The organism is Pseudomonas sp. EB271-G4-1 (genome assembly GCF_058791355.1).
On sequence record NZ_JBYTEO010000004.1, the window covers coordinates 113,461 to 127,684 of the forward strand.

Sequence of the window (14,224 nt, forward strand, 5' to 3'; positions counted from 1 at the left end):
TATTTAGGTGCCAGTGAAGTGCTATCGCTGGCGTGACGCGGACAATACCGGGATTTTTTATTCCCGAACAATATCTTTTATTCACTTTCATATTCCATTTTGTTCATACATCGCCACAACCCATGTAGGAGCTGCCGCAGGCTGCGATCTTTTGATTTTGCTCCTTTGTGACCTCAAGGCAGCTGAAAATCAAAAGATCGCAGCCTGCGGCAGCTCCTACAGGAGGCCGGCGTTTTGTAGAAGGCGTCTCAAGGCTTCTTTCTCAGTGGTGGAGCCGCTTCCGAGTATCCGCTTGAGCTGCTGTTCGATCTGCTTCAGCCCTTCATCAGGCAAATTCAAATGCTCCGGCAAAATCTCGTCGCCGGTACTCACCAACAGCGCAAAGTGAATGACGTTTTCCAGCTCACGGGTATTGCCCGGCCAGCTATGTCGCTCCAGCACCGCTTGCGCGGCCTCGCTGATCAACGGCACTGGCAGGTCCAGGCGCTGGCTGTAGATGCCGAGGAAGTATTCGGCCAACGACAGGATGTCGCCCACACGTTCGCGCAGTGCTGGTAGTTCGAGTTGACCTTCGCTGAGGTAATGGTAGAGCCGCTCGTGGAATTTCCCGGCGGCGACAGCCTGGGCCAGGTCGATACTGGTAGCGGCGACCAGGCGCACGTCCACCGGGCTCGGTTGATGCGCACCGACGCGGGTCACTTCGTGGTTTTCCAGGGCGGCGAGCAATTTGATTTGTATCGGCAGCGGCAGGTCGCCGATTTCATCCAGGTACAACGTGCCACCGTTGGCCGAACCGAACCAACCGGCGCGGCTGCTGGCAGAACCGCTGTAGCTGCCGGCGGCATAGCCGAACAATTCGGCGTCGGCATAGGTTGGGCTGATTGCTCCGCAATTGACCGAGACGAACAAACCGCCGCGATCACTGGCGCGGTGGATGTGCCGGGCCAGCAGTTCCTTGCCGCTGCCGGTTTCACCACGAATCAGTACCGAGATCGAGCGCGGTGCCAGCTGTTCCAGCTCCTGGCGTAATTGCCGCGAGCGCGGGTCGACGAATACCAGCGCCTTGGCGCGGATGCTCAGGGGACTTTTTTCAGCATCGGGAAAGGTCAGCAGTGGCTGACCAAAGGTTTCAAAGCTCATGGCAGACTCCCGCCCAAAACCGCCAGGGGACGGGGGCGTTGAAAAAAACAAAAGGTTCAGGCGCGGCGCAGGGCGTGGTGTTCCATGCGGTTTTGCAGACGATAGAGATAGGCAAAACCCTGCTCCCAACGCTGATGACCCGACTTCACATTGATGTGCCCGGCACCCGCCAGGATCCCCGCCTCCGCGCCCCAGTTACGCGCCAGCTCCAGAGCCCGCGGCGCGCTGACGGCGCTGTCGTTGTCAGAGCTGACAACCTGGCTGGGAAACGGCAAAAGATCGGTTGGAATCGGTGCAAAATTGCGCAGCGCCGGCGCGCAAGCCGGGCGTTCGACGTCCGCTGGCGCGACCAGCAAGGCACCACGTACCTGACGCAGAAACTGCACTGGCGCCGTAGCCGCCCAGTGCGCGACGGTGATGCAGCCAAGGCTGTGGGCGATCAGGATGACGGGAGTGCTGTCGGCTGCAATCGCCTCGGCCAGCGCCGCCACCCAGTCTTCACGACGCGGCGTCAGCCAGTCCGCCTGCTCCACCCGTGCGCTGTTCGGCAAACTGTTTTGCCAGTGGCTTTGCCAATGATCTTCTGGCGATCCTTGCCAGCCCGGCACAATCAGGTAGCGAATTGATTCGTTGCGCATGGGGCAAGCTCTCCTGCTGCGTGTCTGTTCCTGATCGAGTATAGGGATGGGATTTATATTCGTTAAGGAATAAGAAGCTATTTATTAAGTCCTGAATCGAATATAAGAATTGTGGGAGCTGGCTTGCCAGCGAAGGCGTCCTTCCAGTCAAAGAGCTACCGCCTGACAAACCGCTTACGCTGGGAAGCCAGCTCCTACAGGTAAAAAAAGGGGCCGCACCCTGCCAAGGAGACGGCCCCAGGAAACTTGAAAAATTGTCAGCGCGCAGTGATCACCGACAACTTGATCAATAACGTCATGGTGAATTCCTCCTATAAACGTTTCGCGCTAAATAGGTGTCGGTTTAATGAATCTTGAAGTCGATGGGGATGCCCGAGGTCGAGCAAATTGCTACCCGATGGCTTAATCATCAAGCCAGACGCTTATCTCTTAAAGTAATTTTTAACGTTATAGATAGACCAAAAAAGAATATTAACAATGTGTGATTTACTGCGGCTTTGCTCTGTAAGGGCTGCAGAGACCAGACATTGAGTGAGCCGCCATTTCAGCCGGATTGAGGTTGTCTGAAAAATCGCTATCGCTGGCAAGTCAGCGATGAGGCCATCAGACGCGCACGCCCTCTACGGTTTCACCCTGAGCTTCGTCCTTGCGCACAAACCGGTTCGCCCGCGCAAACGTCCCGAAATCATTGAACCGCACCCCCATCTCACGCATCACTTTATGCGCCACCGGCACGGTCATCTGGCGGATGTAGAACGGTTCCTTCACCACAAAGTGATGAATCCCGTGGCTGCTGCCGAAGTTGAAGCAGAACGCCTGCAACGGCCATAGCCACCAGGCATTCAACACCTGGCACTGCTGCATGACGTTACCTGGCTCGATGTCACCGTAGTAGTGCATGTTCGAACTGATGAAGTGCAGGCAAAAGGTGCGCAGCACATTCGGGCCGATGATCACCACCGTGGCGATATCAATCACGCTCATCACCGACACCGTGGTCGCCGACCACTCGATCGGCGTGCCCATCAGGTAGGCGATGCCATTCGCGGTGTGGAAACCGAGAAACACATACCACGCGCCCCAATGTATTAGCGCCAGCGGTGCATAGACCTTCAGGGTGCGCTGGATGATGCTGAGCTTCATCGCCCAGGTCTTGGCCCGCAGCATGCGGATGAACGACGACATGATGTTGTCGCCAATCATCAACAACCGCGCGAAACCCCAAGGCTCGCCGTTGGTGATGGCACGCTCTTCCATGTCGGTTTCAGAGCCGGATACCTTGTGGTGATTGAGGTGCAGGTGACGACGAATCCACGGATTGATCGTGCTCGGACGCGCCAGCCAGACCAGGCCCATCATCACGTTGTGCGGCACCCGCTGTTTGCGAAAGTACATGCTGTGAATCAGGTCGTGCTCGAGTTCGTGGGTCAGGGACGCAAAAAAAGCATTGAGCAGCATGCACACCCACCAAGCCATGTGACCCTGGATGTAGAGCGCCGCCGAGCCGATCATCCCGGCCAGCGCGAAGGCCAGGATGCCCGCGCCCAAGGCGTCCTGGTGCTTGAGAATCGGGTAGCGCTGGCGCAGTTCTACGCCCTTGGCCAGCACCACTTCACGAATATGTGCCGATCGCGCAGCTGCATTCAATCGCTGGGGACTTGCAGAAGTACCTTGCATGCTTCCATCCTCTGGTTATTGATGTTCGCATCCTGCCCGCTTCACACACCTGGAGCGGTAGCCGAGAACGCCAACCTGTTGACCGGAAGCGCCAATCAGCATGACTGAACCGACCTCCCTCGCCAGCTGGACCCGCGCCCTGCGCAAGCAACTCGACGCCCTGGGCCTCGACAGCACCGCCCTGTGCCAGCAGGCCGGGCTCGACCCGCAACTGATGGACGACCCGAATGCGCGCTATCCGTTGTCCGGCACCACGCGCCTGTGGGAAATCGCGGTACAGGTCAGCGGCGACCCGGCGATTGGCCTGCGCGTCTCGCGCTTCGTCAGCCCCACGACCTTCCACGCGCTAGGTTATGCACTGGTGGCCAGCGGCAGCTTGCGCGAAGTCTTCGAGCGCATCGTGCGCTATCACCAGGTGGTCAGCGACGCCCTGGAACTGGAGCTGACCCGCTGCGATGACCGCTACTGTTTCCATCTGAAAATCCCGCCAGGCAATCCAGCCCCGGCCTTCGAAGCCATCGACGCCTTCGTGGCGATTTATGTGCGCACTTGCCGCAATCGCCTGGGCCGCGACTATGCACCGCTGGCGGTGTACTTGCGTCGCCCTGAACCGGCGGACCCGCACCAATGGCACAAGGTGTTTCGCTCGCCAGTGTATTTCGCCACCGGCGAGGATCGGCTGGAATTCGCGCTGTCTGATTTCGACAGTCACCTGGACGATGCCAACCCGGAACTGGCCGAACACAACGAAACCGTGCTCAACCGTACCCTGGCGCAGCTCAAACCGCTGACGTGGGAACGCAAGGTCCGCGACGCCATTGAAGAGCAATTGCCGGAAGGCGAACCCAGCGCCGAACACATCGCCAAGGCTCTGCACCTGAGTCTGCGCAGCCTGCAACGGCACCTGGCGGATGAGGGTTGCCGGTTCGATACGCTGCTCAACGAAAGCCGCGAAAACCTGGCGTTGCTGCACCTGCGTGATCCGCAATGCTCATTGAGTGAGATCAGCTATTTGCTGGGGTTTGCCGATACCAGCAGCTTCAGCCGTGCGTTCAAGCGCTGGACGGGGATGACACCGGGGCAGTTTCGGGATGGGTTGCGGTGATTGATCCAGGAGGTTGGTTGTCTCGTCTGGCCTCTTCGCGAGCGGGCTCGCTCCCACAGTTGAACGAGTTGTTCAGACTGACCCGGTCTAATGTGGGAGCGAGCCTGCTCGCGAAGAGGCCCGGACAGGCACCACAGAAACCACTCAGCGCCCCCGATCCCGCCGCAACAACTTGCGCACCCGCGCCACCAGCTCACTCACGGCAAACGGCTTGATCAGGTAATCATCCTCGTGCAACTCCAACCCACGCAGGCGATCCTCGATGCCGTCCTTGGTGGTGAGGAACAGCACAGGGGTTTCGCCGAGCTTGCGGATCTGTTGCAGCAACTGCCAACCGTTGAGCCCTGGCAGCATGACGTCGAGGATAATCAGCTCATATTCGCCATTCTCGATAAAGCGCCGGCCGTCCATGCCATTGACCGCTACATCCACCACAAAGCTTGCCTCACTCAAGCCATTGGCCAGAAGTTTGGCGAGTCCTGGTTTGTCTTCTACTAGCAGTACACGCATGGCACACCTCGACTGTCGTTCTGACAGGCTAAGCGCGTTCACGGATAAAGCCCACCATTAAACAACAACCAACGCCCGCAACCGTTGCACATCGAGGATTTCGATCTCGCCATACCCGAGACGCAATATCCCCTGCCCCTGCAGATCCTTGAGGATCTGGTTGGTGGTCTGGCGTGACAGCGACAACATGGCAGCAAGCTGTTCTTGCGGCAGTTGCAGGACGCGACGCGGTTCGTCGAGCTGGCCGTAGCCTTCGGCGATCATCAGCAAGCGATGCGCCAGCCGGGCCGGGGCCGGCAACAGGCTCAACTGTTCGAGATTGATGAAGGTCATGCGCAGTTTCTGGCTCATCAGCAATGCCAGTTGCCGCCAATGCCCTGGCTGTTCGTCGAGCATCTTGAGCAGCACGGTTTGCGGGAGGTGCAGCAGCGTGCTCTGCCCCACGCCGAACGCATCATGGGTACGTGGCTGACCGTCGAACAGGCAGATCTCGCCGAACCAGTTAGGCGATTCCACCAGGCCCAGCAATGCCTCCTTGCCCTGCTCGTTGACGGCGCCGACGCGAACCGCACCTTCAAGCACCGCGTACAGCCCACAGGGCGGATCGCCACGCTGGAACAGGCGCTGACCCGCTGACAGGTGCCGTACCCGCGCAGCACCCAGCAGACTATCCTGTAGGGACACAGGCAGATGGCTGAACCACTGACCACGCATCAGGCGCGCACGCCAGACCTGCTTATCCATCAAAACTCCTAGAGATTGTCGTCTGGCTGACAGAGCGCGAAATGGCCCCAAGGCATGATCAGTCACCCTACAGGAGGAATAACAATGAAAAAAAGCCTCGTTGACCATCTCAGTCAATACGCCGCCTACCACCGCGACCCGCGCAACATCGCCACCCACTTCGTCGGCATTCCATTGATCGTCGTGGCAGTGGCGGTCTTGTTGTCCCGTCCGCAATGGGCCGGGGGCTGGCTTTCGCCTGCGGTGCTGGTGTCACTGGCGTCGGCGTGGTTCTACCTGCGCCTGGAGTTGCGCCTCGGCGTGCTGATGACGGTGTTGCTGGGGCTGTGCGTTTGGGCCGGCCAGGCACTCGCGCAGCAAAGCACGCTGGTCTGGCTGGCGAGCGGCATCGGGATGTTCGTGATTGGCTGGGCGATTCAGTTTGTCGGGCATCACTACGAAGGTCGCAAGCCGGCGTTTGTCGATGATGTGACGGGGTTGATTGTCGGGCCGTTGTTTGTGGTGGTTGAACTGGCGTTTTTGCTGGGGATGCGCCATGAACTCAAAGAGCAGATCGAGGCGCGGGCGGGGGGTGTGCGGGTTAATCCAAAGCGTGCTGCTATCTAGATCGCAATCGCGAGCAGGCTCGCTCCCACAGTGGATCTCGGTTGTTCACAGATTTTGTGTTCACTGATGATCAAAATGTGGGAGCGAGCCTGCTCGCGAAGCTTTTAGAGGTTGGCGACTTTCTGCCAGACCTTCGGCTTGAAGAACAGCGTCTCGCCCTTCGCCAGGCCGATCAGGCTGTCGTGATCCTTCACCACTTCGGCCTCGATCAAATCACTCTGCCCTTCGACCTTCAGCGTCACGCGAGTGGTCGCGCCCAGCGGACGGATATCCCGCACTTCGGCCGCATGGTGATCTTCCAGTTCATGCCGCGACAGCGACACTTCGTGCGGACGGAACAGCACGTGATTGTCTTCTCCCAGATGCAGGCGGTTCGAATCGCCGAGGAAGTGATAGACGAAATCGCTGGCCGGATTTTCGTAGACATCACCCGGCGAGCCGATCTGTTCGATCACGCCCTTGTTCATCACTACGATGCGATCAGCGACTTCCATCGCCTCTTCCTGGTCGTGGGTCACGAAAACGGACGTCAGGTTGATGTCTTCATGCAGGCGCGCCAACCAACGCCGCAGCTCCTTGCGGACCTTGGCGTCGAGAGCGCCGAAGGGTTCGTCGAGCAGCAGCACTTTCGGCTCCACCGCCAAGGCGCGGGCCAGGGCGATACGCTGACGCTGACCACCGGAGAGTTGTTCCGGGTAGCGATCAGCCAACCAATCCAACTGCACCATGTTCAGCAGTTCGTGAACCTTGGTTGCGATCTGGCTTTCGCTCGGGCGCTGGTTTTTCGGCTTCATGCGCAGGCCAAACGCGACGTTGTCGAACACCGTCATGTGGCGGAACAAGGCGTAGTGCTGGAACACGAAACCGACGTTGCGATCACGCACGTCGTGGCCGGAGACGTCTTCGCCGTGGAACACGATATTGCCCTGGTCCGGGGTTTCCAGGCCGGCGATGATCCGCAGCAACGTGGTCTTGCCGCAGCCGGACGGGCCAAGCAACGCCACCAGCTCACCGCTCTGGATGTCCAGGCTGATGTCATTCAGCGCCTTGAACGCATTGAAATTCTTGCTGACATTACGCACTTCGATCGACATGAAATCATTCCTCCGCGGCGCTGGCGCGCAGGCGGTTAATACGGTTTTCGCTCCACTGCTTGAGCAGCAGGATGAAGAGCGCCAGGATCAGCAACAGGCTCGCCACGGCGAACGCGGCCACGTGGTTGTATTCGTTGTAGAGGATCTCGACGTGCAGCGGCAAGGTGTTGGTCACCCCGCGAATGTGCCCGGAAACCACCGACACCGCACCGAATTCACCCATGGCCCGCGCGGTACAGAGCACCACGCCGTAGATCAGGCCCCATTTGATGTTGGGCACGGTGACGTGCCAGAACATCTGCCAGCCATTGGCCCCGAGCAAACGCGCGGCCTCCTCTTCCTGAGTGCCTTGTTCCTGCATCAGCGGGATCAGCTCACGGGCCACGAACGGCACTGTGACGAAAATCGTCGCCAGCACGATGCCCGGCAAGGCGAAGACGATCTGGATGTCGTGATCCTGCAGCCACGGGCCGAATAGCCCCTGGGCGCCGAACATCAGCACATAGACCAGACCGGCGATAACGGGCGATACCGAGAATGGCAGGTCGATCAGGGTCACCAGCATGCTTTTGCCGCGGAACGAGTACTTGCTCACGCACCATGCGGCGCTGACGCCGAACACCAGGTTCAACGGCACCGATATCAATACGGCAATCACCGTGAGTTTCAGCGCCGACAGTGCGTCGGGTTCGAAGATCGCGGTGAAGAACGCACCCAGGCCATTTTTCAAACCCTGGGACACCACGATAAACAGCGGCAGTAACAGGAACAGCGCAAAAATCAGCCAGCCAAGGCCGATCAGGATTCGCCGCGACGTTGCACTGCCACGGCGGGCAGCGTTGGCCGAAGAGGCGGCAGCAATAGACGATTGGGACATTGTTCGCGCCTCCTTATGGGGTTTCGATACGCCGCTGCAGCAAGTTGATCAGCAGCAACAGAATGAAGGAAACCACCAACATCAGTACACCAATGGAGGTAGCGCCGGTGTAATCGTATTGGTCGAGCTTGACCATGATCAGCAGCGGCAGGATCTCGGTTTTCATCGGCATGTTGCCGGCGATGAAAATCACCGAACCGTACTCGCCAACCCCACGGGCAAAGGCCAAGGCGAAACCGGTTAGCCAGGCCGGCAGCAATGCGGGCAGCAGGATATGACGGGCAACCTGCCAGGGTTTGGCACCCAGGCACGCCGCCGCTTCTTCCACTTCGCGGGGAATATCGGCCAACACCGGCTGTACCGTACGTACTACGAATGGAAGTGTCACAAAAGTGAGGGCCAGGGTGATGCCCAGGGGGGTGTAGGCAATCTTGAAACCCAGATCCGCTGCAAATTGACCTACCAGACCGGTGGGGGTGTACAGCGCGGTCAGTGCAATACCGGCCACGGCGGTAGGCAATGCGAAAGGCAAGTCGATCATTGCATCGATGACTTTGCGCCCAGGGAAGGTATAGCGCACCAGCACCCAGGCCAGCAGTGTGCCAATGATGCCGTTGATGATGGCGGCATAAAGGGCGGTGCCGAAACTCAGTTTCAACGCCGCCAATACCCGTGGCGCCGAGATAATTGCCCAGAACTGATCCCAGGTGAGTTGAGCGGCGTGCACGAACATCGCCGCCAGTGGTATGAGCACAATCAGGCTGAGGTACACCAAGGTGTAGCCCAGCGTCAGCCCGAAGCCGGGTATGACGGGGGAGATACGACGCGACATAAGAGTCCTTGGTTGAGAATGCACAAAGCCTCGAATCGCGATTCGAGGCTCCTTGATGGCTATTTAAGATTACTGCGCCTGGTAAATCTGGTCGAATACGCCGCCGTCGTTGAAGAATTTCGGCTGCGCGGTTTTCCAGCCGCCGAAGTCTTTGTCGATGGTCACCAGGTCCAGTTTCGGGAACTGCTGGACGTATTTGGCGGCCACATCCTTGTCACGTGGACGATAGAAGTTTTTCGCGGCAATTTCCTGGCCGGCAGGGCTGTACAGATGCTTGAGGTAGGCTTCGGCGATCTGCTCGTTGCCCTTTTTCTCGGCGTTCTTGTCGATCACGGCCACTGGCGGCTCGGCAAGGATCGATAGCGAAGGCACGACGATCTCGAACTTGTCGGCGCCGCCATCTTCTTTCAAGGCCAGGAAGGCTTCGTTTTCCCAGGCCAGCAACACGTCACCCTGACCGTTGTTGACGAAGGTAATGGTCGAACCGCGAGCACCGGTGTCCAGCACCGGCACGTGTTTGAACAGGGTTTGCACATATTCCTTGGCCTTGGCTTCGTCACCGCCGTTGGCTTTCAGGCCATAGGCCCAGGCAGCGAGGAAGTTCCAGCGTGCTCCACCGGAGGTTTTCGGGTTCGGGGTGATCACCGAGACGTCGTTCTTGACCAGGTCGCCCCAGTCCTTGATGCCTTTAGGGTTGCCCTTGCGCACCAGGAACACGATGGTCGAAGTGTACGGCGTGCTGGCTTCCGGCAGACGCTTCTGCCAGTCAACCGGCAGGGTCTTGCCGAGCTTGGCGATTTCGTCGATGTCACCGGCCAGGGCCAAGGTCACCACATCAGCGCGCAGGCCGTCGATCACCGCCCGGCCCTGCTTGCCCGAGCCACCGTGAGACTGCTGGATTTTAACGCTGTCACCGGGATTACTTTTCTTCCAGAAGCTGACGAATTCAGCGTTGTAATCCTGGTACAGCTCACGGGTCGGGTCGTATGACACGTTAAGCAGTTCGTAATCCTTGGCAACGGCGGAACCGGCAAACAAGGCGCTGGCCAGGGCGGCCAAGGCGAAATGGCGAATCGACGACATGGTGAAAGCTCCTGGAATTCTTAAATGTGTTGGCTTTTCTTATGATCTGGAATCGGGTTGCCTGCTCAAAGATCGCAGCCTTCGGCAGCTCCTACAGGGAATTGCGTGCCCCTGTAGGAGCTGCCGCAGGCTGCGATCTTTTGATCTTTCGCTTCAGCCCGGTTTATTGCCCGGTTGCTGCAAGCGGAATTTTTCCTTGCGTTCGATCTGGACCACCTGGGCGTTGTGCACGGTGATTTCCACCGCACCAAACCGCAGGTCGCGCAGGGCGCTCTGGATTTCGCGCAGGATGGTTGCTTCGTCCTGGCCGTCAACGCTACGTAGAGATGCGCTCATGGTGCTGCTCCTTCGACTGAGAGGTTGCCTGGCAGTGGCGGCACTGCTTACGGCGTGAGACCAATAGTAGAGAGGCGCTGATATTCTTAAAAAGACTATTTAAGAATGTTTATATAACCAGAAGAGATTATTCGACGGGACAACGGTTTGCAGCGCTGAAGATCAAAAGATCGTCCGAAGGCTCGGGCCGCGATCGGACGATCTTTAACGATCAACGAATGACTGGGATTCGAGTCCAATCCAATTGCCCGGCCGGCACTGGCCGCCCAAACCAGTACCCCTGCCCCAGATGACTGCCGTGTTCCAACAGGAACGCCGCTTGTTCGACCTGCTCGATGCCTTCGGCTTGCACCTGCATGCCCATGCTCTGCGCCAGGGCGATGATGACCCGCACAATGGCCGCGTCATCTTCATCGCATGGCAAACCGGCGACAAAGCCCTGATCGATCTTGAGTTTCTGCACCGGCAGGCGCTTGAGCCGCAGCAGCGACGAATAACCGGTGCCGAAATCATCGATGGCCAGTTGCACACCCAATTCCCGTAGGCGGTGCATTTGCTCAAGCGCAACTTCTGGATCTTCCATCACCGCACTCTCGGTGACTTCCAACTCCAGGCAGGCCGGGTCCAGGCCGGTTTCGCGCAGTACCTGCGCAACCTGTTGGTACAACTCACGGCCGGCGAACAGACGCGATGAAACATTCACCGCGACAAACGACAACGCCACGCCCGCCCGCAGCCACTGGCACATCTGCTCACAAGCCTGGCGCATCACCCAGGCGTCGATCCGGGCGATCAGGCCGGTGCGCTCGGCAATCGGAATGAATTGCGCAGGCGACACCAGGCCGCGTTGTGGATGCTCCCAGCGCACCAGTGCCTCGACGCCGATCAGGCGACAAGTCTTGAGATCGTGAACAGGCTGGTAATACACACGCAGTTCATTTTGCTCAAGGGCCCTGCGCAGCTCGGAGGCCGTCTCGACCCGCTGCTGGGCATGGGCGGTCAACTCTTCGGTGTACAGGGCATAGCCATCTCGCCCGCCACTCTTGGCCTTGAACAGCGCCGAGTCGGCATTGCGCAACAACTGTTCGGCACTCAAGGCGTCGCTGGGGAAGAGGCTGATACCGATGCTGACGTTGATGAACAATCGATGCCCGTGAATGTCGAATGGCTCCTTGAGACCCTCGATGATCCGCTCGGCCAGCGCTGCCGCCTGCATCAGTTGCGGGCAGCTTTCGGCCAGCACGGCGAACTCATCGCCACCCAGGCGCGCCAACGTGATTCCAGGGTCGAACATGGCACTCAAGCGATTGGCCACCGCCTTGAGCAATTGGTCACCCATCGTGTGCCCAAGGCTATCGTTGATCATCACGAAGTGATCCAGGTCGATCATCAGCAATGCACAGCCACGTTTGTGGATTTGCGCCGATGCCAGGGCTTGCGTGGCGCGGTCGGTGAACAGCAGGCGATTGGGCAGGCCGGTGAGCGGATCGTGATGAGCCAGGTGCCTCAACTCATGTTCCGAGTCCTTGATCGCGCTGATATCGGAAAACACCGCCACGAAATGACTGCAGCGCCCATGATCATCGTGAATGAGGCGGATGGTCTGCCATTGCGGATAGATTTCGCCGCTTTTGCGGCGGTTCCAGATTTCCCCGCTCCATTCTCCGACGCTGTTGAGCGTGGCGAACATCGCCTGATAGAACGCGGGGGGATGATGCCCCGACTTGAACAGACTGGGCTGGCGCCCCAGCACTTCTTCACGCTGATAGCCGGTGATAGCCATAAAGGCGCGGTTCACATGCACGATCAGCCCTTGATGATCGGTGACCAACACGCCTTCTCGGGTGCAATCGAACACGGCGGCCGCCTGGCGCAGGCGCTCGCGGTCTTCGCTTCGTCCCTGCCATGTCGCGCCGCCGCCCAGGCAACGCATCAGCCGCGACCGGGCGAGGAAGATCACGCCTGCGCTCAACACCACCCAAACGTGACCGTTGATCAGTTGCCAGCGAAGACGCTCGGCCGAGTTATCGAATAAGCTGCTCAATAAATAGCCACTGAGCTGCATCCAGATCACCGAAATCAGCAGGTAGAGCAGTGCTGCACGCACGGCATCGCGATAGCTGGCAGACATAAGGCTGTCCATGTCCCTACGGAAAAGTCGGGATTATAGATTAAAGACACATCCTGCCACTCATATCTGAAAGGGCGACTGGTTTTATCTGTCCGCTTAGTGATAATGCATCGGCTGTTTTTTTCTTTTTCGAGGGCCCTATAGCCTATGTGGTACGAAGGTTTTCTCGGCTTGTCGCCCTGGTCACTGGTGGCAGTCACCCTGCTGATGACCCATGTCACAATCATCGGCGTCACGGTCTATCTGCACCGCTACTCGGCCCATCGCTCGCTTGAGTTGAATGCTGGCCTGAAACATTTCTTCCGTTTCTGGCTGTGGTTGACCACGGCGCAGAACACCCGCGAGTGGACCGCTATCCATCGCAAGCATCACGCCAAGTGCGAAACCGTCGATGACCCGCACAGCCCGGTGATCAAGGGCCTCTCCACCGTTCTGCGCAAAGGCGCCGAACTGTATCGCGCCGAAGCGGAAAACCCCGAGACCTTGCGCATCTATGGCAAGAACTGCCCCGATGACTGGATCGAACGTAACGTCTACACCCGTTTCCCACTGTTGGGCGTGGCGATCATGGCCGTTATCGACCTGCTGCTGTTCGGCACCATCGGCATCACCATCTGGGCCGTCCAGATGATGTGGATCCCGGTGTGGGCCGCCGGCGTGGTCAATGGCCTTGGCCATGCCGTTGGTTACCGCAACTTCGAGTGCCGCGATGCGGCGACCAACCTGGTGCCTTGGGGCATTCTCATCGGTGGTGAAGAACTGCATAACAACCATCACACCTACCCTAACTCGGCAAAACTGTCGGTGAAGAAGTGGGAGTTCGATCTGGGTTGGGCCTGGATTCAAGTGTTCAGCTTCCTGCGCCTGGCCAAGGTCCAGCGGGTCGCGCCCATTGCCCACCGCGTCGAAGGCAAGGGCAACCTGGACATGGACACCGCCATGGCGATCCTCAACAACCGCTTCCAGATCATGGCCCAGTACCGCAAGCTGGTGATCGGGCCGCTGGTCAAGCAAGAGCTGGAAAAGGTCGATCACTCGGTCCGCCACCAGTTCCACCGCGCCAAGCGTCTGCTCTCGCGGGAAACCAGCTTGCTCGACGACAAGCACCACGTACGCATCCAGAACATGCTCGAACACAGCCAGGCGCTGAAGGTAATCTACGAGAAACGCCTGGCCTTGCAGCAGATCTGGGTCAAGACCAGCTCAAATGGTCACGACATGCTGGCTGCCATCAAGGACTGGGTACACGAAGCCGAAGCCAGCGGGATTCAATCGCTGCGTGACTTCGCCGATCAGTTGAAAACCTACTCCCTGCGCCCAAGCGCTGCCTGACGCCGTTGATCGGTGCGCCCATTGCCGGGGCGCACCCTTCGGAACTTCGCTGCAAATCCCTTATCTCAAAGACACTTCGCCATCCAGGCGGGCTTCGCTGTGGTCGCCTAGAACCTTGA

Annotated in this window: 14 protein-coding genes; 3 read left to right on the forward strand and 11 right to left on the reverse strand. The window is 58.8% G+C overall.

Annotated elements, in window-relative coordinates; genetic code table 11:
• Nucleotides 1–216: 216 nt before the first annotated feature.
• The 3 genes from AC3WWR_RS03510 to AC3WWR_RS03520 form a co-directional block, all read right to left on the reverse strand.
• Nucleotides 217–1,140, reverse strand: coding sequence for a sigma 54-interacting transcriptional regulator (locus AC3WWR_RS03510; protein ID WP_168757066.1), 924 nt, complete (start codon nucleotides 1,138–1,140; stop codon nucleotides 217–219).
• Nucleotides 1,141–1,196: 56 nt separating this feature from the next.
• Complete coding sequence (locus AC3WWR_RS03515; RefSeq protein ID WP_007972928.1) at nucleotides 1,197–1,778, reverse strand: alpha/beta hydrolase; 582 nt, start codon at nucleotides 1,776–1,778, stop codon at nucleotides 1,197–1,199.
• A 603-nt stretch (nucleotides 1,779–2,381) separates the two neighbouring features.
• On the reverse strand, nucleotides 2,382–3,455 hold the full coding sequence (locus tag AC3WWR_RS03520) for a fatty acid desaturase (protein WP_020795828.1): 1,074 nt from the start codon (nucleotides 3,453–3,455) through the stop codon (nucleotides 2,382–2,384).
• 100 nt (nucleotides 3,456–3,555) lie between these two features.
• Between AC3WWR_RS03520 and AC3WWR_RS03525 the strand changes: the two genes are divergently transcribed.
• Nucleotides 3,556–4,560, forward strand: a complete 1,005-nt coding sequence (locus tag AC3WWR_RS03525) for an AraC family transcriptional regulator (protein ID WP_020795829.1) — start codon at nucleotides 3,556–3,558, stop codon at nucleotides 4,558–4,560.
• A gap of 144 nt (nucleotides 4,561–4,704) precedes the next feature.
• On the opposite strand, the gene AC3WWR_RS03530 is transcribed toward AC3WWR_RS03525, so the two are convergent.
• Nucleotides 4,705–5,070 carry a response regulator gene (locus AC3WWR_RS03530; RefSeq protein ID WP_020795830.1) on the reverse strand — a complete coding sequence of 122 codons (366 nt, stop codon included), beginning with the start codon at nucleotides 5,068–5,070 and terminating at the stop codon, nucleotides 4,705–4,707.
• A 57-nt stretch (nucleotides 5,071–5,127) separates the two neighbouring features.
• Complete coding sequence (locus tag AC3WWR_RS03535) at nucleotides 5,128–5,814, reverse strand: Crp/Fnr family transcriptional regulator (RefSeq protein ID WP_020795831.1); 687 nt, start codon at nucleotides 5,812–5,814, stop codon at nucleotides 5,128–5,130.
• A gap of 84 nt (nucleotides 5,815–5,898) precedes the next feature.
• On the opposite strand from AC3WWR_RS03535, the gene AC3WWR_RS03540 reads away from it, so the two are divergent.
• Nucleotides 5,899–6,420 (forward strand): Mpo1 family 2-hydroxy fatty acid dioxygenase, encoded by a 522-nt coding sequence (locus tag AC3WWR_RS03540; protein WP_083349983.1) that lies wholly within the window; start codon nucleotides 5,899–5,901, stop codon nucleotides 6,418–6,420.
• A gap of 104 nt (nucleotides 6,421–6,524) precedes the next feature.
• On the opposite strand, the gene AC3WWR_RS03545 is transcribed toward AC3WWR_RS03540, so the two are convergent.
• The 6 genes from AC3WWR_RS03545 to dibA form a co-directional block, all read right to left on the reverse strand.
• Nucleotides 6,525–7,514, reverse strand: coding sequence for a sulfate/molybdate ABC transporter ATP-binding protein (locus AC3WWR_RS03545; RefSeq protein WP_020795833.1), 990 nt, complete (start codon nucleotides 7,512–7,514; stop codon nucleotides 6,525–6,527).
• 4 nt (nucleotides 7,515–7,518) lie between these two features.
• The gene (gene cysW / locus AC3WWR_RS03550; protein ID WP_008055400.1) at nucleotides 7,519–8,391 is read right to left on the reverse strand and encodes a sulfate ABC transporter permease subunit CysW; all 873 of its coding nucleotides are present in this window, start codon (nucleotides 8,389–8,391) and stop codon (nucleotides 7,519–7,521) included.
• Between the two features lie 13 nt (nucleotides 8,392–8,404).
• Nucleotides 8,405–9,223, reverse strand: a complete 819-nt coding sequence (cysT, locus tag AC3WWR_RS03555) for a sulfate ABC transporter permease subunit CysT (protein WP_008055402.1) — start codon at nucleotides 9,221–9,223, stop codon at nucleotides 8,405–8,407.
• A gap of 69 nt (nucleotides 9,224–9,292) precedes the next feature.
• Nucleotides 9,293–10,306, reverse strand: coding sequence for a sulfate ABC transporter substrate-binding protein (locus AC3WWR_RS03560; protein WP_168757062.1), 1,014 nt, complete (start codon nucleotides 10,304–10,306; stop codon nucleotides 9,293–9,295).
• A gap of 153 nt (nucleotides 10,307–10,459) precedes the next feature.
• Nucleotides 10,460–10,642, reverse strand: a complete 183-nt coding sequence (gene oscA / locus AC3WWR_RS03565) for a sulfur starvation response protein OscA (RefSeq protein WP_007975618.1) — start codon at nucleotides 10,640–10,642, stop codon at nucleotides 10,460–10,462.
• Nucleotides 10,643–10,853: 211 nt separating this feature from the next.
• Nucleotides 10,854–12,773: a phosphodiesterase DibA gene (gene dibA / locus AC3WWR_RS03570; protein ID WP_168757061.1), complete on the reverse strand. Its 1,920-nt coding sequence runs from the start codon at nucleotides 12,771–12,773 to the stop codon at nucleotides 10,854–10,856.
• Nucleotides 12,774–12,920: 147 nt separating this feature from the next.
• Between dibA and desA the strand changes: the two genes are divergently transcribed.
• Nucleotides 12,921–14,105: a delta-9 fatty acid desaturase DesA gene (gene desA / locus AC3WWR_RS03575; protein WP_033039302.1), complete on the forward strand. Its 1,185-nt coding sequence runs from the start codon at nucleotides 12,921–12,923 to the stop codon at nucleotides 14,103–14,105.
• Nucleotides 14,106–14,224: the final 119 nt, after the last annotated feature.